This is a genomic window from Burkholderia sp. AU17457 (assembly GCF_002223255.1).
In the GTDB taxonomy this organism is placed as follows: domain Bacteria; phylum Pseudomonadota; class Gammaproteobacteria; order Burkholderiales; family Burkholderiaceae; genus Burkholderia; species Burkholderia sola.
Genome location: NZ_NKFB01000001.1, coordinates 83403 through 109426 on the forward strand (window position 1 = coordinate 83403; position 26024 = coordinate 109426).

19 protein-coding genes are annotated in these 26024 nt (G+C 65.4%); 18 read left to right on the plus strand and 1 reads right to left on the minus strand.

Going from position 1 to position 26024, the window contains the following annotated elements; all coding sequences use genetic code 11:
• Nucleotides 1-399 precede the first annotated feature (399 nt).
• The 15 genes from mnmG to CFB49_RS00495 all read left to right on the plus strand — a co-directional run bounded on the left by mnmG (nt 400) and on the right by CFB49_RS00495 (nt 16072).
• Nucleotides 400-2379: a tRNA uridine-5-carboxymethylaminomethyl(34) synthesis enzyme MnmG gene (gene mnmG, locus CFB49_RS00420; protein WP_089490519.1), complete on the plus strand. Its 1980-nt coding sequence runs from the start codon at nt 400-402 to the stop codon at nt 2377-2379.
• Nucleotides 2376-3062 (plus strand): 16S rRNA (guanine(527)-N(7))-methyltransferase RsmG, encoded by a 687-nt coding sequence (gene rsmG / locus CFB49_RS00425; protein ID WP_089490520.1) that lies wholly within the window; start codon nt 2376-2378, stop codon nt 3060-3062. The genes mnmG and rsmG overlap by 4 nt, the downstream gene beginning before the upstream one ends.
• Nucleotides 3063-3113: 51 nt before the next feature.
• On the plus strand, nt 3114-3893 hold the full coding sequence (locus tag CFB49_RS00430; RefSeq protein ID WP_050015824.1) for a ParA family protein: 780 nt from the start codon (nt 3114-3116) through the stop codon (nt 3891-3893).
• Nucleotides 3894-3924: 31 nt separating this feature from the next.
• Entirely contained in the window at nt 3925-4818 is an 894-nt protein-coding gene (locus CFB49_RS00435) for a ParB/RepB/Spo0J family partition protein (RefSeq protein ID WP_089490578.1), read from the plus strand.
• Between the two features lie 10 nt (nt 4819-4828).
• On the plus strand, nt 4829-5959 hold the full coding sequence (locus CFB49_RS00440) for an SLC13 family permease (RefSeq protein WP_089490521.1): 1131 nt from the start codon (nt 4829-4831) through the stop codon (nt 5957-5959).
• A 568-nt stretch (nt 5960-6527) separates the two neighbouring features.
• A complete protein-coding gene (locus CFB49_RS00450) occupies nt 6528-7052 on the plus strand; it encodes an ATP synthase subunit I (protein WP_050015828.1) in 525 nt (174 codons plus the stop codon).
• A 110-nt stretch (nt 7053-7162) separates the two neighbouring features.
• Nucleotides 7163-8014: a F0F1 ATP synthase subunit A gene (gene atpB / locus CFB49_RS00455; protein WP_006477281.1), complete on the plus strand. Its 852-nt coding sequence runs from the start codon at nt 7163-7165 to the stop codon at nt 8012-8014.
• Nucleotides 8015-8089: 75 nt separating this feature from the next.
• Nucleotides 8090-8359, plus strand: a complete 270-nt coding sequence (atpE, locus tag CFB49_RS00460) for a F0F1 ATP synthase subunit C (protein ID WP_006482730.1) — start codon at nt 8090-8092, stop codon at nt 8357-8359.
• A 129-nt stretch (nt 8360-8488) separates the two neighbouring features.
• A complete protein-coding gene (locus CFB49_RS00465) occupies nt 8489-8959 on the plus strand; it encodes a F0F1 ATP synthase subunit B (RefSeq protein ID WP_006477283.1) in 471 nt (156 codons plus the stop codon).
• A 2-nt stretch (nt 8960-8961) separates the two neighbouring features.
• Nucleotides 8962-9501 (plus strand): F0F1 ATP synthase subunit delta, encoded by a 540-nt coding sequence (locus tag CFB49_RS00470; RefSeq protein WP_014895498.1) that lies wholly within the window; start codon nt 8962-8964, stop codon nt 9499-9501.
• A 44-nt stretch (nt 9502-9545) separates the two neighbouring features.
• Nucleotides 9546-11087: a F0F1 ATP synthase subunit alpha gene (gene atpA / locus CFB49_RS00475; RefSeq protein ID WP_006756467.1), complete on the plus strand. Its 1542-nt coding sequence runs from the start codon at nt 9546-9548 to the stop codon at nt 11085-11087.
• Between the two features lie 118 nt (nt 11088-11205).
• Nucleotides 11206-12081 (plus strand): F0F1 ATP synthase subunit gamma, encoded by an 876-nt coding sequence (gene atpG, locus CFB49_RS00480; RefSeq protein ID WP_034209645.1) that lies wholly within the window; start codon nt 11206-11208, stop codon nt 12079-12081.
• A gap of 66 nt (nt 12082-12147) precedes the next feature.
• The gene (gene atpD / locus CFB49_RS00485; RefSeq protein WP_034188169.1) at nt 12148-13542 is read left to right on the plus strand and encodes a F0F1 ATP synthase subunit beta; all 1395 of its coding nucleotides are present in this window, start codon (nt 12148-12150) and stop codon (nt 13540-13542) included.
• Between the two features lie 121 nt (nt 13543-13663).
• Nucleotides 13664-14089 (plus strand): F0F1 ATP synthase subunit epsilon, encoded by a 426-nt coding sequence (locus CFB49_RS00490; protein ID WP_006477288.1) that lies wholly within the window; start codon nt 13664-13666, stop codon nt 14087-14089.
• A gap of 255 nt (nt 14090-14344) precedes the next feature.
• A complete protein-coding gene (locus tag CFB49_RS00495; protein WP_089490522.1) occupies nt 14345-16072 on the plus strand; it encodes an AMP-binding protein in 1728 nt (575 codons plus the stop codon).
• Between the two features lie 736 nt (nt 16073-16808).
• Here the strand turns inward: CFB49_RS00495 and CFB49_RS00510 are convergent.
• A complete protein-coding gene (locus CFB49_RS00510; protein ID WP_089490524.1) occupies nt 16809-17621 on the minus strand; it encodes a transporter substrate-binding domain-containing protein in 813 nt (270 codons plus the stop codon).
• Between the two features lie 149 nt (nt 17622-17770).
• Between CFB49_RS00510 and hemE the strand changes: the two genes are divergently transcribed.
• The 3 genes from hemE (at nt 17771) to putA (ending at nt 25941) form a co-directional block, all read left to right on the plus strand.
• Nucleotides 17771-18865 carry a uroporphyrinogen decarboxylase gene (hemE, locus tag CFB49_RS00515; RefSeq protein ID WP_306426961.1) on the plus strand — a complete coding sequence of 365 codons (1095 nt, stop codon included), beginning with the start codon at nt 17771-17773 and terminating at the stop codon, nt 18863-18865.
• 451 nt (nt 18866-19316) lie between these two features.
• Complete coding sequence (locus CFB49_RS00520) at nt 19317-21578, plus strand: primosomal protein N' (RefSeq protein WP_069618777.1); 2262 nt, start codon at nt 19317-19319, stop codon at nt 21576-21578.
• Nucleotides 21579-22008: 430 nt separating this feature from the next.
• Complete coding sequence (gene putA / locus CFB49_RS00525) at nt 22009-25941, plus strand: trifunctional transcriptional regulator/proline dehydrogenase/L-glutamate gamma-semialdehyde dehydrogenase (protein WP_089490526.1); 3933 nt, start codon at nt 22009-22011, stop codon at nt 25939-25941.
• The last annotated feature ends 83 nt before the right edge of the window (nt 25942-26024 follow it).

Below are 26024 nucleotides of genomic sequence, written 5' to 3' on the forward strand. Positions count from 1 at the left end.
GGCGGGAACAGGTGGAAGCGCTGTGCGGTGCCGCGCAGACGGGTTCCACTGGTCGACGGTGCGCCGCACTTCAGTGGACAAGTGCCGGGACAATCGACGGAAATGCTGTGTGGATGGCACCGGGTCTCGGGTCCGGAGTGCGGGGCCGGTCCACAGACATTGGGCGGTTCGGCTGGGGCACACATGCTTTGCACAGGCTCGACGATGTGCGTTGAATCGTTCATCGGCCACGCTGAACCGGACCTGCGACGGCAAATTTGCGTGTTCCCGACTAAAAAATCGCCGAAATGCACAGGCCCTACCATTCGGACGGCCTTCGGGCGAAAAGCGAACCCGCTATAATTCGGCCCATACATTTCTCAGATAGGTTCGTGCGCAGCTCCGCGTACGGAATCCACCATGCTTTTTCCCACAGAATTTGACGTCATCGTCGTCGGTGGCGGCCATGCCGGCACGGAAGCCGCGCTGGCGTCCGCCCGTATGGGCGCAAAGACACTGCTGCTGACCCACAACATCGAAACGCTTGGGCAGATGAGCTGCAATCCGTCGATCGGCGGCATTGGCAAGGGCCATCTGGTCAAGGAAGTCGACGCGCTGGGCGGTGCAATGGCCGCCGCGACGGATGAAAGCGGTATTCAGTTCCGGATCCTCAATTCGTCGAAGGGGCCGGCCGTGCGCGCGACGCGTGCACAGGCCGATCGCATCCTGTACAAGGCCGCGATCCGCCACCGGCTCGAAAACCAGCCGAACCTGTGGCTGTTCCAGCAGGCCGTCGACGATCTGATGGTCGAAGGCGACCGCGTGGTTGGCGCCGTCACGCAAATCGGTATCCGCTTCCGCGCCCGTGCAGTCGTGCTGACGGCCGGAACGTTCCTCGACGGCAAGATCCACGTCGGCCTGAACAACTATACGGGCGGTCGCGCGGGCGATCCGGCGGCCGTGTCGCTGTCGTCGCGCCTGAAGGAACTGAAGCTGCCGCAGGGCCGGCTGAAGACCGGTACGCCGCCGCGTATCGACGGCCGCACGATCGACTTCTCGAAGCTCGACGAGCAGCCGGGCGACCTCGATCCGATTCCCGTGTTCTCGTTTCTGGGCCGCGCGCAGCAGCATCCGCAGCAACTGCCGTGCTGGGTTACGCATACGAACGAGCGCACGCACGACATCATTCGCGGCGGTCTCGACCGTTCGCCGATGTATACAGGCGTGATCGAAGGCGTCGGGCCGCGCTATTGCCCGTCGATCGAGGACAAGATCCACCGGTTCGCATCGAAGGAATCGCACCAGATCTTCCTAGAACCGGAAGGGCTGACGACCAATGAGTTCTACCCGAACGGGATCTCGACGAGCTTGCCATTCGATGTTCAACTGGAGCTCGTGCATTCGATGCGCGGCCTCGAAAACGCGCACATCCTGCGCCCCGGTTACGCGATCGAGTACGACTACTTCGACCCGCGTGCACTGAAGGCGTCGCTCGAGACGAAGGCGATCAACGGACTGTTCTTTGCGGGTCAGATCAACGGGACGACCGGCTACGAAGAAGCGGCGGCGCAGGGTCTGCTGGCCGGCCTTAATGCGGGCCGCTACGTGCAGGAAAAGGATGCGTGGTGCCCGCGTCGTGACCAGGCGTATCTGGGCGTGCTGGTCGACGATCTCGTCACGCGCGGCGTGGCGGAGCCGTACCGGATGTTCACGAGCCGGGCCGAGTATCGCCTGAGCCTGCGCGAAGACAATGCCGACATGCGCCTGACCGAAATCGGCCGCGAGCTTGGGCTGGTGGACGATGCACGTTGGGACGCCTTCAGCCGGAAGCGCGACGCTGTTTCACGTGAAACCGAACGCCTGAAGTCCACGTGGGTTACGCCGAAGACGCTGCCTGCCGAGGAGGCAGCCGCGCTGCTCGGCAAGGCGATCGAGCACGAGTACAGCCTCGCCGAGCTGCTGCGCCGCCCCGGTGTGAGCTACGACGGCGTGTGCGGGCTGAAGGGTGGCGAGTGCGGCCCTGCGGAGCCGTTGACCGACGATCCGGTGCTGCTCGAGCAGATCAAGGAGCAGGTCGAGATCGGCATCAAGTATCAGGGCTATATCGAGCGCCAGGCATCGGAGATCGAGCGCAACGATGCGAACGAGAACACGCGCCTGCCGGACGGTATCGATTACCGGGAGGTTCGCGGTCTGTCGTTCGAGGTGAGCCAGAAGCTCAACGAGTTCCGGCCGGAAACGATCGGGCAGGCGTCCCGCATCTCGGGCGTCACGCCGGCGGCAATCTCGTTGCTGATGGTGCACCTGAAGCGTCGCGGCCTGGGCCGCCGTAGCGGCACGGCTGCAGAGGCCGCTACGGCCGCGGAGCAGGGGGACGACACCGTCCCGACGCAACAATGACGGCGCGTCGCGCGCCGGCGGTTAATCGGGACGTACTGGAACAGATGCTCGTCGAAGGTACGGCGGCACTCGACCTCACGCTGACGGATACGCAACGCAACCAGCTGCTCGACTATGTCGCGCTGCTCGGCAAGTGGAACGCGGTCTACAACCTGACTGCGATCCGCGATCCGAAGCAGATGCTGATCCAGCACATCCTCGATTCGCTTTCCATCGTTCCGCATCTGCGCGGCCGTGCGTCCGCGCGTGTGCTCGACGTCGGCTCGGGCGGCGGGCTGCCCGGTATCGTGCTGGCGATCGTCGAGCCGGGCTGGCAGGTCACGCTGAACGACATCGTGCAGAAGAAATCGGCGTTCCAGACGCAGACGCGCGCGGAGCTGAAGCTCGCGAACCTGTCGGTCGTTACCGGCCGGGTCGAATCGCTGCAGCCGAGTGTCGACGTGCCGGAAAAATTCGACATGATCGTATCGCGCGCTTTCGCGGACCTGTCCGACTTCGTTAAACTTGCTCGACATCTGGTCGCGCCAGGCGGATCGATCTGGGCAATGAAGGGCGTTCACCCGGACGACGAGATTGCACGGTTGCCGGAAGGCAGCCGCGTGAAGCAGACGATCCGGCTGGCGGTGCCGATGCTCGATGCGGAGCGGCATCTGTTCGAAGTGGCCGTCGACGACGCGAATTGAAGGCGCGCGGTAGCGCGCCGTTTGTTTGAAGGTAAAGGGAACACACCAACGATGGCAAAGATCTTCTGCGTTGCGAACCAGAAGGGGGGCGTCGGCAAGACGACGACATCGGTCAATCTCGCCGCAAGCCTTGCAGCGCAGGAGCAACGAGTCCTGTTGATCGATCTCGACCCTCAGGGCAACGCGACGATGGGCAGCGGGATCGACAAGGCCGCCTGCGAAGCAACCGTGTACGAAGTGCTGGTCGACGGCGTGTCGGTCACCGACGCGCGTGTGCGTCCGGAAGGCGTCACGTACGACGTGCTTCCTGCGAACCGCGAGCTGTCCGGCGCCGAGATCGAACTGATCAGTATCGACAACCGCGAGCGCCGGCTGAAGGCCGCGCTCGAGCACGTGGCCGACGACTATGATTTCGTGCTGATCGATTGCCCGCCGACGCTGTCGCTGCTGACGCTGAACGGCCTGTGCGCGGCGCATGGCGTCGTGATCCCGATGCAGTGCGAGTACTTCGCACTGGAAGGGTTGTCGGATCTCGTCAACACGATCAAGCAGGTTCACGCGAACATGAACCGCGACCTGAAGATCATCGGCTTGCTGCGCGTGATGTTCGATCCGCGCATCACGCTGCAGCAGCAAGTTTCTGATCAACTGAAAGCGCACTTCGGCGACAAGGTGTTCGACGCGGTGATTCCGCGCAACGTGCGCCTGGCGGAAGCGCCGAGTTACGGGTTGCCGGGCGTGGTGTTCGATCGCAGCTCGCGTGGCGCGCAGGCGTATATCCAGTTCGGTGCCGAGATGATCGAACGCGTGCGCGCGTTCGAGGTGTCGTGATCCGGACATGAGCGAAGCGAGGAAGAAAGACATGAACGCGGTACCAAAGAAGAAGGGCTTGGGACGTGGCCTCGAAGCGCTGCTCGGCGGCAGTGCCGATATCACCGAAGCGGTGAAGATCGAAGGCGCACCGAACACGCTCGCGCTCGGCAAGCTGCAAGCCGGCAAGTACCAGCCGCGTACGCGGATGGACGAGGGCAGCCTGCAGGAGCTTGCGGCAAGCATTCGCGCGCAGGGCGTGATGCAGCCGATCCTGGTACGGCCCATTTCATCAGACAAATACGAGATCATCGCGGGCGAGCGGCGGTTCCGCGCGGCGCGCCTGGCCGGCCTCAATGAAGTACCCGTGCTGGTGAAGGACGTATCCGATCAGGCCGCCGCCGCGATGGCGCTGATCGAGAACATCCAGCGCGAGGACCTGAATCCGCTTGAAGAGGCGCATGGCATCCAGCGCCTGCTCGACGAGTTCGGTTTCACGCACGAACAGGCCGCCGAATCGGTCGGACGCTCGCGCAGTGCGGTGTCGAACCTGCTGCGCCTGCTGAACCTCGCGTCGCCGGTGCAGACGATGCTGCTGGCCGGCGATCTCGACATGGGGCACGCACGCGCGCTGCTCGCCGTCGATGCGGCCACGCAGATCGCGCTCGCGCACCAGGTGGTCAACAAGCGCATGTCGGTGCGCGAGACCGAGAAGCTCGTCGCACACACGACGAAGGAAGCGCCGGCCGTGAAGGCGCGTGCGAAGGACGATGGCGGTCGCGATACGCGTCGCCTCGAGGAGGAGTTGTCCGACCTGCTCGCGTCGACGGTGAAGATCAAGCTCGGCCGCCGCGGGCGAGGGCAGGTGCTGATCGACTTCGGCAACCTCGATGCGCTCGAGGGCATTCTCGCGCGATTGCGCGGTAACGTCGCAACAGAAGAATAACGGGGCAGGTATGCAGGAAACGGGCGCACCGGCGCCGCGCCGGTGGCTCGGCTGGCTTGCGCAGGAACCGGTACTGGCGGTGCTCGCACTTGGGCTGATCGTGCTGCAATGGGTGCGTCCGCAACCATTTTCGGTCCTCGCCGAACGCGTCGACTGGCAGACGGTCGCGACGCTCGCGGGCTTGCTGATGTTGACGAAGGCGCTCGAGCTGTCTGGCTGCCTGATGTGGCTCGCGCATCGCATCGTGCATCATGTGCATTCCGAGCGCGGGCTCGCGATGCTGCTTGTCGGCTTCGCCGCGGTGTTGTCGATGTGGCTCACCAACGACGTCGCGCTGTTCGTCGTCGTGCCGTTGATGGTGTCGCTGCGCGCGCTGACGCCGCTGCCGTTCCGGCGGCTCGTGATCGTCGTCGCGCTGGCCGTCAATGCGGGGTCCGTCGCGACACCGCTCGGCAATCCGCAGAATCTTTTCCTGTGGCAATTGAGCGGCGTGTCGTTCGGCCGCTTCGTCGTCACGCTCGGACCGCTCGCCGTCGCGCTGATGGCGCTGTTGCTGGCGCTGACCGCGGTGATGTTCCGCGCGAAGCCGCTGGACCTGTCCGGCGACGCGGCGGCCTTTCCCGTACAACGCATGCACGCGCTGATCGCGGCGGTGCTGTTCGCCGCGTTCGTGCTGCTCGCCGATGCGCATCATCCGCTGCCGGGCCTCGTCGGAGTCGCGATCGTGCTGCTCGCCGTCAAACGCGACGCAGTCCTGAAGATCGACTGGCTGCTGCTGCTGATCTTCGTGCTGATGTTCGTCGTGTTGCGCAGCGCGGCTGCGCTGCCCGTCGTGCACGACGCGATCGCGCACGCGCAGATCGATTCGCCGCTGCGCGTCTATGCCGCCGGCGCCGTGCTGTCACAGGTGATCAGCAATGTGCCGGCCGCGATCCTGCTGTCGGAATTCACGCACGACTGGCGCGCGCTTGCCTTCGGCGTGTCGGTCGGCGGCTTCGGTTTCGCGATCGGTTCGCTCGCGAACCTGATCGCGGTGCGTCTCGCGAAGGAGCCGCGCATGTGGCTGCCGTTCCACGTCGTTTCGATTCCGTTCGCGCTGGTGAGCGCGGCGCTCGGCGCGTGGCTGCTCATGCACGGTTGAGCGAGGCCGGTGCATGCGGCACAGGCGTGCCGTTCGGGTGCGGTGCGGGGCGCACAGCGTCCGTGGTGATCGACCGTTGTGGACAAGTGTTGTCATCCACAGTCGAACGTCTGTGGCGGCGCGACAACTGATTGGATGAATCGATGCGCGAACATCCGGTCGAATTTCGCGCGTCGCGTGCGGTGATCCGGTCGCCGCGCGGTGCTTGTTCCGGAGCGTCGCGCCGAGTCGTTCCCGATTGCGGCATTGCACCGAATTCCCGGCGTCGATCGTGCGCGTCCTCCTGGCCCGCCTCGGGCATCGTTTCCCCGCCATTTGCCCCGTCGCCGGACTTTTTCGCGCAAGAAATACCGCTGCAAGAACTCGACCTTACAACTGTCATCGTACGTCGTCGAATCGGGCGTTTTTTCACATCATGAGGCGTCGTTTTACGCAGGTTTTTGTCGCGTCTAAAGCCTTGAATCACTTGCAACTATCGCTTACAATCGCCCGGATTTGTTAGCTAGGCACCCCTGAAAGCTTTCAGAAAGCTTGGGGTCGGGTTCAAGGATTTCAGCGGAAGATTGCGATGGCGGGTCAGGCGCCGGACGACAGGCACGATGATCAGCGCACGCAACGCACCGCTTCGGCGGCCGGCGAGCGGCGTGAATCCGACGATGACTGGGATGTCGAGCAGCAAGATAACAACATCGTTCCGCTGACGCGGGCCGAGGCCGAAAGGCTGTTCGGCCCGAACGTGAGCAAGCCCTCGCGCGTGACCCCCTACAAGGTGGTGTTCGCGCAAGTGGTCCTGTCCCTGGTTGCAACGCTGGCGTGGTGGCTGTTTTCGAAGTCGCCGGGCGCCGCTGCGCAATCCGCGTTTCTGGGCGGAGCGATCGGCTGGGTGCCCAGTGCGGTATTCGTGGCGCGACTGAAGGCAGGTGGCTCGGCCACCGTGATGAGCTGGGTGATGGGCGAAGCCCTGAAACTCGCTCTGACGATCGGGATGTTCACCGCGGTGGCGTTCGGCTGGGCCGGCGTGCACTGGGTGCCGTTCCTCGTCACGTACCTCGTCGTGCTGAAGACGTACTGGATCGCGCTGGCCTGGCGGTAAGGAACAAGCAGCGTGCGGTTTCGACAACGAACCGCACCGGCCCGTTCCCGCAATAGCGTGTTGCGGAACGGGGCAAAACGATTTTCGACAATTTGGGTGGCATTAACGATATGGCAGCTAGCGAAGGCACGCGCGGTCCGGATCCGTCCGAGTACATTGCGCACCACTTGCAGAATTTCTCCACCTCGCATCAGACGTCGATTTTCGACATCCACGTCTGGAATCTCGACACGCTGTTCTGGTCGATCGTTTGCGGCATCGTGACGATCGTCCTGCTGCGTCTGGCCGCCCGCAAGGCGACGTCGGGCGTGCCGGGCCGTTTCCAGTGCGCGATCGAAATGCTCGTCGAAATGGTCGAAGACCAGTCGAAGGCCATCGTCCACGGCAATCGCACCTTCATCGCGCCGCTCGCCCTCACGGTGTTCGTGTGGGTCGCGCTGATGAACTCCCTCGACTTCCTCCCGGTCGACCTGCCGGGCCGCGTGATCGGCCTGCTCGGTCTGTCGGACGTGATTTCCCACCATCGCATCGTCCCGACGGCCGACCTGAACGGCACGCTCGGCATCGCGCTCGGCGTGTTCGTCCTGATGATCTACTACAGCATCAAGATCAAGGGCGCGGGCGGCTTTGCGCATGAGCTGCTGTCGGCCCCGTTCGGCGGCCACCCGGCGCTGTGGATCCCGAACCTCGCGCTCAACATCGTCGAATACGTTGCAAAGACCGTTTCGCTCGGCATGCGGCTGTTCGGCAACATGTACGCGGGTGAGCTGTTGTTCCTGTTGATCGCCCTGCTCGGCAGCATGTGGAGCTTCGGTGGCGACGCAACGTTCCTCGGCTTCGTTGGTCATGTGATCGCGGGTAGCGTCTGGGCAATCTTCCACATCCTGATTGTTCTGTTGCAGGCATTCATTTTCATGATGCTGACGCTGGTGTATCTCGGCCAGGCGCACGACACGCACTAAGCGCGACGTGCAACAAAGAGTCTTCGTTTTAGTTTTTTAAATCTCAGTTCCAAGTCTTTTCACAAAGGAGTGATCATGCAAGCTTACATCGCCAACATCCAGGGTCTGACCGCCATCGGTATCGGCATCATCATCGGCCTGGGTGCAATCGGCGCCTGTATCGGTATCGCGCTGATGGGTGGCAAGTACATCGAAGCCTGCGCACGTCAGCCGGAACTCATCAACCCGCTGCAAACGAAGATGTTCCTGCTGGCTGGTCTGATCGACGCTGCATTCCTGATCGGCGTTGGTGTCGCAATGCTGTTCGCGTTCGCGAACCCGCTCCTGTCGAAGCTCGCAGGCTAAGGTTCCTCGGAAATATGCGTCCGGCGTGAGCCGGCGCAGGGCGGAACGGAGACTTGGGGCGCTGATCGAATGCAACTCGATGAGCGCCTTACCGTTTCATTTTTCCGGAATAGCAGATAAGGAAACACCGTGAATCTCAACGCAACTCTGTTTGCGCAAATGGTCGTGTTCCTGGTCCTCGCGTGGTTCACGATGAAATTCGTGTGGCCGCCGTTGATCAACGCCCTCGACGAACGTTCGAAGAAGATCGCCGACGGCCTCGCCGCCGCGGAGAAGGGCAAGGCGGAACTCGACGCAGCGCACAAGCGCGTGGACCAGGAACTCGCGCAGGCCCGCAACGACGGCCAGCAGCGCATCGCCGACGCTGAAAAGCGTGCCCAGGCGGTCGCCGAGGAAATCAAGGCCAACGCCCAGGCTGAAGCCGCCCGCATCGTCGCCCAGGCGAAGGCGGAAGCAGAACAGCAAATCGTGAAGGCGCGCGAAGCGCTGCGTGGCGAAGTCGCCGCGCTGGCCGTGAAGGGCGCCGAGCAGATCCTGAAGCGCGAAGTCGATCAAACGGCCCACGCCCAACTGCTGAATCAACTGAAAGCCGAGCTCTGATCATGGCCGAACTTGCAACCATCGCCCGCCCTTACGCAGAAGCGCTGTTCCGCGTGGCCGAGGGCGGTGACATCGCCGCCTGGTCCACGCTCGTGCAAGAGCTGGCCCAGGTTGCGCGTCTGCCGGAAGTGCTGTCGGTCGCGTCGAGCCCGAAGGTGACGCGCACGCAAGTAGCCGAGTTGCTGCTTGCTGCGGTGAAGTCGCCGGTCGCGGCCGGCGCCGAAGCGAAGAACTTCGTGCAGATGCTGGTCGACAATCATCGCATCGCGCTGCTGCCGGAAATCGCCGAGCAGTTCGAGGCGCTCAAGAACGAACGTGAAGGTGCAGCCGACGCCGAGATCGTGAGCGCGTTCCCGCTGAACGGCGCGGATCTCGAAAGCCTCGTCTCGGGCCTCGAACGCAAGTTCAAGCGCAAGCTGAAGCCGACGGTCGAAGTCGATTCGTCGCTGATCGGCGGCGTGCGCGTGACGGTCGGCGACGAAGTGCTCGACACCTCGGTTCGCGCGCGCCTCGCATCGATGCAGGCTGCCTTGACCGCCTGAGCGCCACGCCGGCACGCAACAGAATTGACTATCAGGAGCGAATAATGCAACTCAATCCCTCTGAGATCAGCGAGCTGATCAAGAGCCGGATCCAGGGCCTTGAAGCGAGCGCAGACGTTCGCAACCAGGGCACCGTGATCTCCGTGACCGACGGTATCGTGCGTATCCACGGCCTGTCGGACGTGATGCAGGGCGAAATGCTCGAGTTTCCGGGCAACACGTTCGGCCTCGCGCTGAACCTCGAGCGCGACTCGGTCGGCGCGGTGATTCTCGGCGAATACGAACACATCTCGGAAGGCGACATCGTCAAGACGACGGGCCGCATTCTCGAAGTCCCGGTTGGTCCGGAACTCGTCGGCCGCGTGGTCGATGCGCTCGGCAACCCGATCGACGGCAAGGGCCCGGTCAACGCGAAGCTGACCGACGCGATCGAAAAGATCGCCCCGGGCGTGATCTGGCGTAAGTCGGTGTCGCAGCCGGTGCAGACGGGCATCAAGTCGATCGACGCGATGGTGCCGATCGGCCGTGGCCAGCGTGAGCTGATCATCGGCGACCGTCAGTGCGGCAAGACCGCGGTGGCGCTCGATGCGATCATCAACCAGAAGGGCAAGGACCTGATCTGTATCTACGTCGCGATCGGCCAGAAGGCTTCGTCGATCATGAACGTGGTTCGCAAGCTCGAAGAAACGGGCGCGATGGAATACACGATCGTCGTCGCCGCTTCGGCTTCGGATTCGGCAGCGATGCAGTACCTCGCTCCGTACGCCGGCTGCACGATGGGCGAATACTTCCGCGACCGCGGCCAAGACGCGCTGATCATCTATGACGACTTGACCAAGCAGGCTTGGGCATACCGTCAGATCTCGCTGCTGCTGCGCCGCCCGCCGGGCCGTGAAGCATACCCGGGCGACGTGTTCTATCTGCACTCGCGTCTGCTCGAGCGTGCGGCTCGCGTGTCGGAAGAGTACGTCGAGAAGTTCACGAACGGCGAAGTGAAGGGCAAGAGCGGCTCGCTGACGGCGCTGCCGGTCATCGAAACGCAGGCAGGCGACGTGACCGCGTTCGTTCCGACGAACGTGATCTCGATTACCGACGGCCAGATCTTCCTGGAAACCGACCTGTTCAACGCAGGCATCCGCCCGGCAATCAACGCCGGCGTGTCGGTGTCGCGCGTCGGTGGCGCCGCTCAGACGAAGGTCGTGAAGAAGCTGTCGGGCGGTATCCGTACCGACCTCGCGCAGTACCGTGAACTGGCCGCGTTCGCGCAGTTCGCATCGGACCTCGACGAAGCGACCCGCAAGCAGCTCGAGCGCGGCCGCCGCGTGACGGAACTGCTGAAGCAGCCGCAGTACCAGCCGCTGCAGGTCTGGGAACTGGCCGTGTCGCTGTACGCCGCGAACAACGGCTACCTCGACGATCTCGACGTCAAGCAAGTGCTGTCGTTCGAGAAGGGCCTGCGCGACAACCTGAAGACCAGCCACGCTGACCTCATCAAGCGCATCGAAGACACCAAGGATCTCTCGAAGGACGACGAAGGCGCGCTGCGCGCGGCGATCGAATCCTTCAAGAAGTCCGGTGCCTATTGATCCGCGAGTGACACACCGAGGCCGCGCGGGGGCTGATGTGCCCGCGCCGCTTCGGTGAGCGATGCATGAGCCCCGAGTAAGCGCGAAAGCGCTAACTCGGGGCGCAAAGGAGCAAGCTATGGCTGGAATGAAGGAAATTCGCGGCAAGATCAAGAGCGTGCAGAACACGCGCAAGATCACGAAGGCGATGGAGATGGTCGCTGCATCGAAGATGCGTCGCGCGCAGGAACGCATGCGCGCCGCTCGTCCGTATGCAGACAAGGTCCGTGCCATCGCCGCGCACATGAGCCGTGCGAACCCGGAGTACCGCCACCCGTTCATGGTGGCGAACGACGGCGCGCAGACGGCCGGCATCATCCTCGTCACGACGGACAAGGGTCTGTGCGGTGGTCTGAACACCAACGTGCTGCGTGCGACGGTGCAGAAGTTCAAGGAGCTGGAAGAGAAGGGCCAGAAGGTCGAAGCCACCGCGATCGGCGGCAAGGGTCTCGGGTTCCTGAACCGCTTCGGCGCGAAGGTGATGTCGCAGGTCGTGCACCTCGGCGACACCCCGCACCTGGACAAGCTGATCGGCGCCGTGAAGACGCAGCTCGATCTGTACTCGGAAGGCAAGCTGTCGGCGGTTTATATCGCTTACACGCGCTTCGTCAACACGATGAAGCAGGAAGCCGTGATCGAGCAGCTGCTGCCGCTGTCGTCGGAACACTTCGAAGCCGATGACGGTACGCCGGCGACGTCGTGGGACTACATCTACGAGCCGGACGCGCAGGCAGTCGTCGACGAACTGCTCGTGCGTTACGTCGAGGCGCTGGTGTATCAGGCCGTCGCGGAAAACATGGCGTCCGAGCAATCGGCGCGCATGGTCGCGATGAAGGCCGCGTCCGACAACGCGAAGACGGTGATCAGCGAACTGCAGCTCGTATACAACAAGAGCCGTCAGGCCGCGATCACGAAAGAACTGTCGGAGATCGTCGGCGGCGCAGCCGCTGTTTAAGCGCGCGCCCGGGACGACAACTGCGCCTTTGCGCGAGTAAAGAATCAGGTATTTAAAGGAAAAGCGATGAGTACTGCTGCTTTGGTAGAAGGCAAGATCGTACAGTGCATCGGCGCCGTTATCGACGTGGAATTCCCGCGCGACAGCATGCCGAAGATCTACGACGCGCTCATTCTCGATGGCTCGGAACTGACGCTCGAAGTCCAGCAACAGCTGGGCGACGGCGTGGTCCGTACCATTTGTCTGGGTGCATCCGACGGCCTGCGCCGCGGCCTGACCGTGAAGAACACGGCAAAGCCGATTTCGGTGCCGGTCGGCAAGCCGACCCTCGGCCGAATCATGGACGTGCTCGGCCGTCCGATCGACGAAGCCGGCCCGATCGAAAGCGAACATACGCGCTCGATCCACCAGAAGGCACCGGCGTTCGACGAACTGTCGCCGTCGACCGAACTGCTCGAAACGGGTATCAAGGTCATCGACCTGATCTGCCCGTTCGCGAAGGGCGGCAAGGTTGGCCTGTTCGGCGGTGCCGGCGTGGGCAAGACCGTCAACATGATGGAGCTCATCAACAACATCGCGAAGGAACACGGCGGTTACTCCGTGTTCGCGGGCGTGGGCGAGCGTACCCGTGAAGGGAACGACTTCTACCACGAAATGAAGGACTCGAACGTTCTCGACAAGGTCGCGCTGGTGTACGGCCAGATGAACGAGCCGCCGGGCAACCGTCTGCGCGTCGCGCTGACCGGCCTGACGATGGCCGAGCACTTCCGTGACGAAGGCCTCGACGTGCTGTTCTTCGTCGACAACATCTACCGTTTCACGCTGGCCGGTACCGAAGTGTCGGCACTGCTCGGCCGTATGCCGTCGGCAGTGGGCTATCAGCCGACGCTGGCTGAAGAAATGGGCAAGCTGCAAGAGCGCATCACGTCGACCAAGAAGGGCTCGATTACGTCGGTCCAGGCCGTGTACGTCCCTGCGGACGACTTGACCGACCCGTCGCCGGCGACCACCTTCGGCCACCTGGACGCAACCGTCGTTCTGTCGCGTGACATCGCTTCGCTGGGTATCTACCCGGCGGTCGACCCGCTCGACTCGACGTCGCGCCAGATCGACCCGAACGTGATCGGTGAAGAGCACTACTCGATCACCCGTCGCGTTCAGCAGACGCTGCAGCGCTACAAGGAACTGCGCGACATCATCGCGATTCTGGGCATGGACGAACTGTCGCCGGAAGACAAGCTGTCGGTCGCACGTGCGCGTAAGATCCAGCGTTTCCTGTCGCAGCCGTTCCACGTCGCAGAAGTGTTCACGGGCTCGCCGGGCAAGTACGTGCCGCTGAAGGAAACGATCCGTGGCTTCAAGATGATCGTCGACGGCGAGTGCGACCACCTGCCGGAACAGGCGTTCTACATGGTCGGCACGATCGACGAAGCCTTCGAAAAGGCCAAGAAGATCCAGTAACGGCTTGAGTGAGTCGCAAGCCGGCGTGTGCCGGCCGGAGCAATAAGTCAGCAATGACTTGTATGCCGGCCGCCCGCGCCGGCCGCAATACGCTCAACCCGTGGATGAGATTGGAGTCGATATGGCAACCATCAAAGTAGACGTCGTCAGCGCGGAAGAGCAGATCTTCTCGGGCGAGGCGAAATTCGTCGCGCTGCCGGGCGAAACGGGTGAGCTGGGCATTCTGCCGGGCCACACGCCGCTCATCACCCGGATTCGTCCGGGTGCGGTGCGCATCGAAGTCGAGGGCGGCAACGACGAATTCGTGTTCGTCGCGGGCGGCATTCTCGAAGTGCAGCCGGGCGCCGTGACGGTGCTCGCCGATACCGCGATCCGCGGCAAGGACCTCGACGCGGCGAAAGCCGAGGAAGCGCGCAAGCGTGCCGAGGAAACGCTGCAGAACGCGAAGTCGGACCTCGACCTCGCAAAGGCGCAATCCGAGCTCGCGACCGCGATGGCGCAGCTCGAGGCGATCCAGCGTCTGGCGAAGATCCGCAGCCGGCACTGAGCCGCGCGCGTATCCCGCGAAAGAAAGCAGCCTTCGGGCTGCTTTTTTTTCGCCCGTCGTTTTCGTCTGTTTTTTTGCGGGCCGGACCGTATCGTCCGGTCGTGCTATTCCACCCGGCCGCCGCGATTCGATGTCAGAGTGTCGTCAGCCGCGCACGGCATCATCCGCGGAGAGGCTATCCGTCGCGACGGCGGCGGAGCGGACCCGCGCGAGCCGCGTGTCGGGCCGATCAGACGAAAACGGACGGAGACATCGATGGCAGCAGACCTTGGCAAGGGGGCGCTGATCGCGCCCGAAAACGGACTGTCGTACGTGCGCGGCGCGACCGACGTGCCGCTATCCGAAGCGACGATCAGCCGGTTCCTGCTCGACACGGCCGGCCGTTTTCCCGATCGTCCGGCCGTCGTGTTCCGCGAACAGCAGATTCGCTGGACCTGGCACGAATTCGCACACGAGGTCGACGTGCTGGCCGCGGGGCTCGCCGCGCTCGGGATCGTGAAGGGCGACTGCGTCGGCATCTGGTCGCCGAATCGCAGCGAATGGCTGCTCACGCAGTTCGCGACCGCGCGGATCGGCGCGGTGCTCGTCAACATCAACCCGGCCTACCGGCTGTCGGAGCTCGAATACGCGCTGAACAAGGTCGGCTGCAAGGCCGTGATCGCGGCCGAGCGCTTCAAGCGTTCCGCATACGTCGAGATGCTGCAAACCATCGCGCCGGAGCTCGCGACCGCGACGCCGGGCGAGCTGCACGCGGCGCGCGTGCCGAGCCTGCGTACGATCGTGTCGATGGGCGAGACGGCGCCCGCCGGCATGTTCCGCTTCGCGGACGTGATGGCGCGCGGCCGCCGGGCCGTCGATCCGGCGCTGCTCGATGCGATCGGCGCGACGCTCGACGCCAACGATCCGATCAACATCCAGTTCACGAGCGGCACGACCGGCAGCCCGAAGGGCGCGACGCTCACGCACCGCAACGTCGTCAACAACGCGCGCTCGATCGCGATGGCGATGCGTTTCACCGAACAGGATTCGCTCTGCATCCCGGTGCCGCTCTATCACTGCTTCGGGATGGTGCTGGCCGTGCTCGCCTGCGTGTCGACGGGCGCCGCGATGGTGTTTCCCGGCGAAGCGTTCGACCCGGTCGCGACGCTCGCGGCGGTGGCCGAAGAACGCTGCACCGCGCTGCATGGCGTGCCGACGATGTTCATCGCGGAGCTCGATCACCCGGAATTCGCGACATTCGACCTGTCGACGCTACGCACCGGGATCATGGCCGGCTCGCCGTGCCCGATCGAGACGATGAAGCGCGTGGTGGCGCAGATGCATCTGTCCGAAATCACGATCGCGTACGGGATGACGGAAACGAGCCCCGTGTCGTTCCAGAGCTCGACCGACGATCCGCTCGAAAAGCGCACGACGACGGTCGGCCGCATCCAGCCGCATCTCGAAGTGAAGATCGTCGATCCGAGCGGCAACATCGTGCCGGTCGGCGCGACGGGCGAGCTGTGCACGAAGGGCTATTCGGTGATGCTCGGCTACTGGGACGACGACGTGAAGACGCGCGAGGTGCTGGTCGACGGCTGGATGCATACGGGCGACCTCGCGACGCTCGACGAGGACGGCTATTGCAACATCGTCGGCCGCCTGAAGGACATGGTGATTCGCGGCGGCGAGAACGTCTATCCGCGCGAGATCGAGGAATTCCTGTTTCGGCATCCGAAGATCCAGAGCGCGCAGGTATTCGGCGTGCCCGATGCGAAGTACGGCGAGGAGCTGTGCGCGTGGATCGTGCTGCGCGCTGACGAGCAGATGACCGAGGACGACGTGCGCGCGTTCTGCAACGGGCAGATCGCGCACTACAAGATTCCGCGCTATATCCGCTTCGTCGACGAACTGCCGATGACGGTGACGGGCAAGGTGCAGAAGTTCGTGATGCGCGAGCGGATGATCGAGGAACTGAAGCTCGACGTGCAGAAGACCGCCTGAAGCGGGACAGCGCGGGAAAAACATGGCGGCCTGCGGGCCGTCCCGTGTAGCCGGCTACGTTTTCGACGGACGAAAAAAAGCGGGCTTATTAGCCCGCTAAAAACCACACGCTACGGGGTTAGCGCGAGGAGACCAAAGATGAAACCGGATCCGGCGGGGGGCCGGAAACGACTCCAACAGGGATGCCCCTCGGAAGGGCTTCGGTACGTGACCGACTGGCTCGCAGCGCTTCGCGTCCGCTCACACTTGGCACACGAGACCGCATCCGTGTTGAAACCGTTGAGGCCCATTGTGGGCGAATTAATGACCCGTGGCGGTAACAAAGTGTTTCAGGTTGTAACGCCCGCCAGATAAGGCTTTCCGGGATTTTTTGCTGTTTTCGGGGTCCTGAAAAAGGTCATATTTACCCATCTTTTCCGCTGCGTTTTCAAGGTATGCGCGCGATGGGTTTTTCACGCGTATCGGGCGCGATGAATTGCCGATTTTCACGCGAGAAAGTGCATGGCGCGACCGATACCGCGCATGACGATTCATTCGTCAGAAAGATTTTGAAACGTGATCGGAATGCGTGGAAGTCGGCCATTCGGCCAATTCGGCGGGTTTCGCGCCGCCGGAAGGCCCGGCGCAGCGACGGCAATGTGTAACGGCGGCATGCCGACCGCCGCTCCATGCGGGATGTCGGGACCCAGCGGCCGCGGGGCGATGCCCGTGATCGGCCGCCGTGGCACAGGTCCGCTTACTTCAGCCACTTGTCGGCAATTGCCTGGTATTCACCCGTCGACAGCGCGAGATGCAGCCACTGGTCGACGTATTGCTGGAACACGACGTCGCCGCGCGGCACCATGTACGCTTTCTCGCCGAACTGGAACGGTTTGTCCGGATGCACCGAGCAGAGGCCCGGATTCAGCTTTTGCTGCAGCAGCGTCTCGGACGCATCCGTCACCATCACGTCGGCCTTGCCCGCGAGGATCTGCTTGAAGATCGTCACGTTGTCCGGATAGACGCTCAGGTTCGCATGCGTGAAGAACTGCTTCGCGAAGCGCTCGTTGGTGCCGCCCGGATTCACGATCACGCGCGTGTCGGGCCGGTCGATCTGCGCGACGGTCTGGTACTTGTCCGCATCCGCGCAGCGCACGATCGGCGTCTTGCCGTCGACCACGTACGGCTGCGTGAAGAACACGCGCTTCTGGCGCTCGAGCGTCGTCGACACGCCGCCCACCGCGATGTCGCACTTCGCGACGAAGTCGTGGGTGAGGTTCGGCCAGCTCGTCTTCACGTAGTCGGTCTTCACGCCGAGCGATTTCGCGAGCGACTCGGCCATGTCGATGTCGATGCCCTCGAAGCGGCCGTCCGCGCGGTAGTACGAATACGGCTTGTAGTCGCCCGTCGTGCACACGCGCAGCGTGCCGCGCGCGAGCACGTCGTCGAGCCGTGAGCCGGCGGCCGCGGCGCTCGCGGGCGTGGCCGGGGTCGCCCCCTGCGCGTGCGCGGCAGCGCAGCAAAACGCGGCGGCAGTGGCGAGGGCGGTAAGCGTGGCGAATGTCTTCATCGGTCTCCTCCTTCGTTTCGTTCGATATGAGCGTCCGATCATAACGGAGCCATCGCGCGCGTCATATGGCCGCCATCGCATCGGCATGCGCAGCCCGAGCACGGCTGTCCGGTAAAATGCCGGTTTGCCTTCGCATCGTCGCTCCTACCGTGGCCCATAACCTGCTCAACGACACCTTCCTGCGTGCGCTTCTGCGCGAGCCGACCGACTACACGCCGATCTGGCTGATGCGCCAGGCGGGCCGCTACCTGCCCGAATACAACGCGACGCGCGCGCGCGCCGGCAGCTTCCTCGGTCTCGCGAAGAATCCCGACTACGCGACCGAAGTGACGTTGCAGCCGCTCGAGCGCTTCCCGCTCGACGCCGCGATCCTGTTCTCGGACATCCTGACGATTCCCGACGCGATGGGGCTCGGCCTCGACTTCCAGGTCGGCGAAGGGCCGAAGTTCGCGCATCCGGTGCGCACCGAGGCCGACGTCGCGAAGCTCGCGGTGCCGGACATCGAGGAGACGCTCGGCTACGTGACCGGCGCCGTGCGCGAGATCCGTCGCGCGCTCATCGACGGCCAGGGACGGCAGCGCGTGCCGCTGATCGGCTTCTCGGGCAGCCCGTGGACGCTCGCGTGCTACATGGTCGAAGGCGGCGGCTCGGACGATTTCCGGACGGTGAAGTCGATGGCGTATTCGCGCCCGGACCTGATGCATCGCATTCTCGACGTGAACGCGCAGGCGGTGGCCGCGTACCTGAATGCGCAGATCGAAGCGGGCGCGCAGGCGGTGACGATCTTCGATACGTGGGGCGGCGCGCTGGCCGACGGCGCGTACCAGCGCTTCTCGCTCGACTATATCCGCCGCGTGGTGTCGCAGCTCAAGCGCGAGCACGACGGCGAGCGCGTGCCGGTGATCACGTTCACGAAGGGCGGCGGGCTGTGGCTCGAAGAGATCGCGGCGACCGGCGTCGACGCGGTCGGGCTCGACTGGACCGTCAACCTCGGCGCCGCGCGCGAGCGCGTCGCGGGGCGCGTCGCGCTGCAGGGCAATCTCGACCCGACGATCCTGTTTGCGCCGCCGGCCGCGGTGCGCGAACAGGCGCGCGCGGTGCTCGACAGCTACGGCAACCATCCGGGCCACGTGTTCAACCTGGGGCACGGCATTTCGCAATTCACGTCGCCCGATCACGTCGCCGAACTCGTCGACGAAGTACATACCCACAGCCGCGCGATCCGTAGCGGAGCGGCGCGCTGAACGCAAGCGCCGTCATGTTGCACTGCGGGATGGTGATGTTTCGTTTTTGAAACTAAACAGGACGCAACCCCGCTCCCGTTGGCGATTCGGTGCTTGTCAAGACTTGACTTATACACATTTTCCACGTTGCAGCGCGGTAGAGCCCCGTATCGGTCAATTTGTCTCGCTATGGTGGGGTAATTTGAATAGCAGCCTTATGGAATAAGGCTTCGCGGGGCACCGCCGGAAGCGGCGAAAAACAGCGGAAAGCACGGCCCGGCGCGCGTTGCGGCCATTGAGCGGCGAGTTCTCAACAAAGTTATCCACAGGCTGGGCAGGGTATACGGCGATTCCTAATGCGAATCCAAAACTTAGCGCCGAATCTGACGTTTTACTTTAAGTTCGCCGTCGCGATACGGGCGCGGCTGCAGGTCGTCCGTATGCTGTGGATCGCCGCTGCCGGAGCGCGTGGATGAGCGACACCTACCTGCGCGTGGCGCTCGACCACCCGCTCGCGACCCTGTTCGACTATCGCTGCGACGCGCAGCCGGCACCCGTGCCCGGCACGCTCGTGCAGGTGCCGTTCGGCAAACGGCAGGCCGTCGGGCTCGTCTGTGAAGTCACCACTCATACCGATGTACCGCCGTCGCGGCTGCGCGCGGTCGATACGATCTGCACGGAGCTGCCGCCGCTGTCGGCGGACTGGCTCGCGCTCGTGTCGTTTGCCGCCGACTACTATCAGCGCGGGCGCGGCGAAGTCGCGTTACCGGCGCTGCCGCAGGCGCTGCGCGATGCCGGGCGCTGGGGGCGGCTGCTCGCGCCGGAAGTGCGCTACCGGCCGACCGAAGCCGGCCGCGCGGCGCTGCCCGACGCATTGCCCGCGCGCGGCGCCGCGCTGCGCCGGCTCGCGCAGGCGCTGGTCGATACCGGTTCGCTGGCGCTGCCCGACGCGCGTGCGCTGCATCCGAAGGCGGCCGCGACGCTCGACGACTGGGCGGCGCGCGGCTGGGTCGACGTCGAGGAGATCGGCTGGGCCGATGCGCCTGTGGTCAACCCTGTGGATAACCTGTCGACAAGCAGTGGACGCGCTGTGCCGCCGGCGTTGACGGACCAGCAGGCCGAAGCGCTCGATGCGATCCGCGCGGCGCAGGGCTTCGCGCCGTTCCTGCTGCACGGCGTGACGGGCAGCGGCAAGACCGAGGTCTATCTGCATGCGCTTGCGTCGCTGCTCGACGCGCGGCCGAATGCGCAGGCGCTCGTGCTCGTGCCGGAAATCAACCTGACGCCGCAGTTCGAGGCCGCGTTTCGCGCGCGCTTCGCGGGCGCGCTCGCCGACGATGCGATCGTCACGCTGCACAGCGGGCTCGCCGAGGGCGAGCGGGCGCGCAACTGGCTCGCCGCGCACACGGGCCGCGCGCGGATCGTGCTCGGCACGCGGCTCGCGGTGCTCGCGTCGATGCCGACGCTCGCGCTGATCGTCGTCGACGAGGAACACGAGCCCGCGTACAAGCAGCAGGAAGGATTGCGCTATTCGGCGCGTGACCTGGCGGTGTGGCGCGCGAAGCAGCTCGGCATCACTATCGTGCTCGGCTCGGCCACGCCGTCGCTCGAAAGCTGGTGGCAGGCCGAGCAGGGCCGCTACACGCGGCTCACGCTGTCGCGCCGCGCGGTGGCCGACGCGACGCTGCCGACCGTGCGGCTGATCGATCTCGAAGAGGAGCGGCGGCGCGGGCGCGCGTCGATGGGCGGGCTGTCGGGGCCGCTCGTCGCGGCGCTGAAGGCGCGGCTCGAACGCGGCGAACAGAGCCTCGTGTTCCTGAACCGACGCGGTTACGCGCCGCAACTCGCGTGCGACGCATGCGGGTGGGTGGCCGGTTGCCCGCGCTGCAGCGCGTACGTCGTGCTGCACAAGCCCGAGCATGCGCTGCGCTGCCATCACTGCGGCTGGGAAGCGCGGATTCCGCGCTCGTGTCCCGAGTGCGGGAACGTCGACATCGCGCCGCTCGGGCGCGGCACCCAGCGCATCGAGGAGGCGCTCGCGGAGGCCGTGCCGGGCGCGCGGATCCTGCGGATCGACGCGGACAGCACGCGCCGCAAGGGCAGCGCGCAGGCGCTTTTTTCCGACGTGCACGCGGGCGAGGTCGACATCCTGGTCGGCACGCAGATGATCGCGAAGGGGCACGACTTTCAGCGCGTGTCGCTCGTCGGCGTGCTCAATGCCGATACCGCGCTGTTCTCGCACGACTTCCGCGCGAGCGAGCGGCTGTTCGCGCAGCTGATGCAGGTGAGCGGCCGCGCGGGGCGCGCCGGCCTGCCGGGCGAGGTGATGGTGCAGACGCGCTACCCGCGCCACGCGCTGTACCACGCGCTCGGACGGCAGGACTATGTGGGCTTCGCGAATTCGCAGCTCGGCGAGCGTCGCGACGCCCACCTGCCGCCGTTCGTCTACCAGGCGCTGCTGCGCGCCGAAGGGCGCACGCTCGATGCGGCGCTCGCGTTCCTGCTGCAGGCCGCGGCCGCATTGCCGGGGTTGCCCGGCGCCGATCGCGTGACCGTGTACGACGCCGTGCCGATGACGATCGTCAAGGTCGCGAACGTCCACCGCGCGCAGTTGCTGCTCGAAAGCGCGTCGCGGGCGGCGTTGCAGCATGCGCTGCGCGCATGGCAGCCGGAGCTGCGCGCGCTGAAGGGCGTGCTGCGGTGGAGCGTCGAGGTCGATCCGCTGGATATCTGAGCGGCGCCCGCGCGGCCGTCGCGCGGCGTCGCCGGATATCGGGCCGCCGGATAGCCGAACCCTCGCCCGGCGCGCAAACGTCCGGCGCGTGCCGGATCGGGCCACCGGCGCCGTCGGTGCCCAACCTTTCTCCCCGTCGCGTACCCGCCGCCGGCCCCTCGCTACGTCACCCCAGTGCAACCCATTTTCGGCCGCTTCCGCGCATGCCGAGGGTTGCACGCGCGTGCCGGGCCAGCCGATCAGGGAAAACACCGAGCCCTCGACCACGGGCAACCCCTAGGTTGCAACCTCATAAGTGGCTGATTATATTGACTAACTTCTGGGTGCAACCCACCTCTCAATTTGGTTGCACCTTTTTATTGCGTGCCGTAGGATTTCGCGCATCCTCTTACACCACACTGCCGGGCTCGCACCGGCGCACGAACCCACCATGGCAAGCACGACTCTCGGCGTCAAAGTCGACGACCTTCTCCGCTCGCGCCTGAAAGACGCGGCAACGCGTCTCGAGCGCACTCCCCACTGGCTGATCAAGCAGGCGATCTTCGCGTATCTCGAGCGGATCGAGCACGGCCAGTTGCCGCCCGAGCTGTCGGGCCACAGCGGCGTGACGGAGCTCGCCGACGGTCAGGCCGCGGACGGCGACGACGACAACTCGCCGCATCCGTTCCTCGAGTTCGCGCAGAACGTGCAGCCGCAATCGGTGCTGCGCGCGGCGATCACGGCCGCATACCGCCGTCCGGAACCGGAATGCGTGCCGTTCCTGCTCGGCCAGGCGCGTTTGCCGGCGAATCTGCAGGCGGACGTGCAGGCGCTCGCGACGAAGCTGGTCGAGGCGCTGCGCGAGAAGAGCTCGGGCGGCGGCGTCGAAGGGCTGATCCACGAGTTCTCGCTGTCGAGCCAGGAAGGCGTCGCGCTGATGTGCCTCGCCGAAGCGCTGCTGCGCATTCCCGACCGCGCGACGCGCGACGCGCTGATCCGCGACAAGATCAGCAAGGGCGACTGGCGCTCGCACGTCGGCCACGCGCCGTCGCTGTTCGTGAACGCGGCGACCTGGGGGCTGATGATCACCGGCAAGCTCGTGACGACCAACAGCGAAGCCGGCCTGTCGTCGGCGCTCACGCGCCTGATCGGCCGCGGCGGCGAGCCGCTGATCCGCAAGGGCGTCGACATGGCGATGCGCCTGATGGGCGAGCAGTTCGTCACCGGCGAAACGATTTCCGAAGCGCTCGCGAACAGCCGCAAGTACGAAGCGCGCGGCTTCCGCTACTCGTACGACATGCTCGGCGAAGCGGCGACGACCGAAGAGGACGCGCAGCGTTACTACGCATCGTACGAACAGGCGATCCACGCGATCGGCAAGGCGGCCGGCGGCCGCGGCATCTACGAAGGCCCGGGCATCTCGATCAAGCTGTCGGCGCTGCATGCGCGCTACTCGCGCTCGCAGCAGGACCGCACGATGAGCGAGCTGCTGCCGCGCGTGCGCGCGCTGGCGTTGCTCGCGCGCCGCTACGACATCGGCCTGAACATCGACGCGGAGGAAGCCGACCGTCTCGAACTGTCGCTCGACCTGCTGGAAGCGCTGTGCTTCGACCCGGATCTCGCGGGCTGGAACGGCATCGGCTTCGTCGTGCAGGGCTACCAGAAGCGCTGCCCGTTCGTGATCGACTACCTGATCGATCTCGCGCGCCGCAGCCGTCACCGCCTGATGATCCGCCTCGTGAAGGGCGCGTACTGGGATACCGAGATCAAGCGGGCGCAGGTCGACGGCCTCGAAGGCTATCCGGTCTACACGCGCAAGATCTACACCGACGTGTCGTACCTCGCGTGCGCGAAGAAGCTGCTCGCGGCGCCTGACGCCGTGTATCCGCAGTTCGCGACGCACAACGCGTACACGCTGGCCGCGATCTATCACCTGGCCGGCCAGAACTACTACCCGGGCCAGTACGAATTCCAGTGCCTGCACGGAATGGGCGAGCCGCTGTACGAGGAAGTCACCGGCCGCGACAAGCTGAACCGTCCGTGCCGCGTGTACGCGCCGGTCGGCACGCACGAGACGCTGCTCGCATACCTCGTGCGCCGCCTGCTGGAAAACGGCGCGAACACGTCGTTCGTGAACCGCATCGCCGATAAGACCGTGTCGGTGAAGGAACTGGTCGCCGATCCGGTCGACGAAGCGTCGAAGGTCGTGCCGCTCGGCGCGCCGCATGCGAAGATTCCGCTGCCGCGCAACCTGTACGGCGACGAGCGTCCCAATTCGATGGGCCTCGACCTGTCGAACGAACACCGTCTCGCGTCGCTGTCGTCCGCGCTGCTCGCGAGCGCGCACCACCCGTGGCGCGCGGCGCCGATGCTCGCCGACGACGCGCTCGCCGACGCCGCGGCGCGCGACGTGCGCAACCCGGCCGACCAGCGCGACGTGGTCGGCACGGTCAGCGAAGCGACGGCCGAACACGTGAGCGCGGCGCTCGCGCACGCGGTGGCCGCCGGGCCGATCTGGCAGGCGACGCCGGTCGATGCGCGCGCCGATTGCCTGGTGCGCGCGGCCGACCTGCTCGAAGCGCAGATGCACACGCTGATGGGCCTGATCGTGCGCGAAGCCGGCAAGTCGCTGCCGAACGCGATCGCCGAGATCCGCGAAGCGGTCGACTTCCTGCGCTACTACGCGGCGCAAATCCGCGGCGAATTCTCGAACGATACGCACCGTCCGCTCGGCCCCGTGGTCTGTATCAGCCCGTGGAACTTCCCGCTCGCGATCTTCATGGGCCAGGTGGCCGCGGCGCTCGCCGCCGGCAACACGGTGCTCGCGAAGCCGGCCGAACAGACGCCGCTGATCGCCGCGCAGGCCGTGCGCCTCTTGCGCGAGGCCGGTGTGCCGGCCGGCGCGGTGCAACTGCTGCCGGGCACGGGCGAAACCGTCGGCGCGGCGCTGGTCGCCGATCCGCGCACGCGTGCGGTGATGTTCACGGGCTCGACCGAAGTCGCGCGCCTGATCAACAAGACGCTGTCCGCGCGCCTCGATCCGGACGGCAAGCCGATTCCGCTGATCGCCGAAACGGGCGGCCAGAACGCGATGATCGTCGACTCGTCGGCGCTCGCGGAGCAAGTGGTCGCGGACGTGATGCAGTCGTCGTTCGACTCGGCCGGTCAACGGTGTTCGGCGCTGCGCGTTCTGTGTCTGCAGGACGACGTCGCGGACCGCACGCTGACGATGTTGAAGGGCGCGATGCACGAGCTCGCGCTCGGCAACCCGGACCGGCTGTCGACCGACGTCGGCCCGGTGATCGACGCGGAAGCGAAGCAGACGATCGACACGCACGTCGCGGCGATGAAGGACAAGGGCCATGCGGTCACGCAACTGCCGATGCCCGACGCGTGCGCGCACGGCACGTTCGTGCCGCCGACGCTGATCGAGATCGGCAGCATCGACGAGTTGAAGCGTGAAGTGTTCGGCCCGGTGCTGCACGTGGTGCGCTACCGCCGCAGCCAGCTGGACAAGCTGCTCGAGCAGATCCGCGCGACCGGCTACGGGCTGACGCTCGGCATCCACACGCGGATCGACGAGACGATCGCGCACGTGATCTCGAATGCGCACGTGGGCAACATCTACGTGAACCGCAACGTGATCGGCGCGGTGGTCGGCGTGCAGCCGTTCGGCGGCGAAGGGCTGTCGGGCACGGGCCCGAAGGCCGGCGGCGCGCTGTACCTGCAGCGGCTGCTCGCGACGCGTCCGTCGGGCCTGCCGCGCTCGCTCGCGCAGTCGCTGGTGGCGGACGGCGCGACCGAAAGCGATGCGCGCGGCAACCCGGCGGCGGCGCTCACGACGCTGCGCGACTGGCTGATCGAGCAGCGCGAGCCGGCGCTGGCCGCACGCTGCGACGGCTATCTCGCCCAGGTGCCGGCCGGCGCGACCGCGGTGCTGACCGGCCCGACGGGCGAGCGAAACACGTATACACTCGGCCCCCGCGGCACGGTGCTGTGTGTCGCGGCCACGCCGGGCGGCGCGCGCGCGCAGTTCGCGGCGGTGCTGGCGACGGGCAACCGCGCGTTGTTCGCCGGCGCGGCGGGCGAGGCGCTGGTGGCCGCACTGCCGGCGTCGCTGAAGGTGCACGCGGCCGTGCGCAAGCAGGCCGATGCGCCGTTCGACGCGGTGCTGTTCGAGGGCGACAGCGACGAGCTGCAGACGCTCGTGAAGGACGTCGCGCAGCGCCCGGGCCCGATCGTATCGGTGCAGGGCGTGTCGGCGGGCGCGTTCGAGAACGGCGACGCGGAAGACTACGCGCTCGAGCGGTTGCTGACGGAGCGCTCGGTGAGCGTGAATACGGCCGCGGCGGGCGGCAATGCGAATTTGATGACGATCGGCTGATCATCCTTGCCGTTCGGATCAAACAAAGGAAGCGGCCAGGCGATCCCGAAGCCGCTCCATTTACCCTGGTACCAAGGAGATGC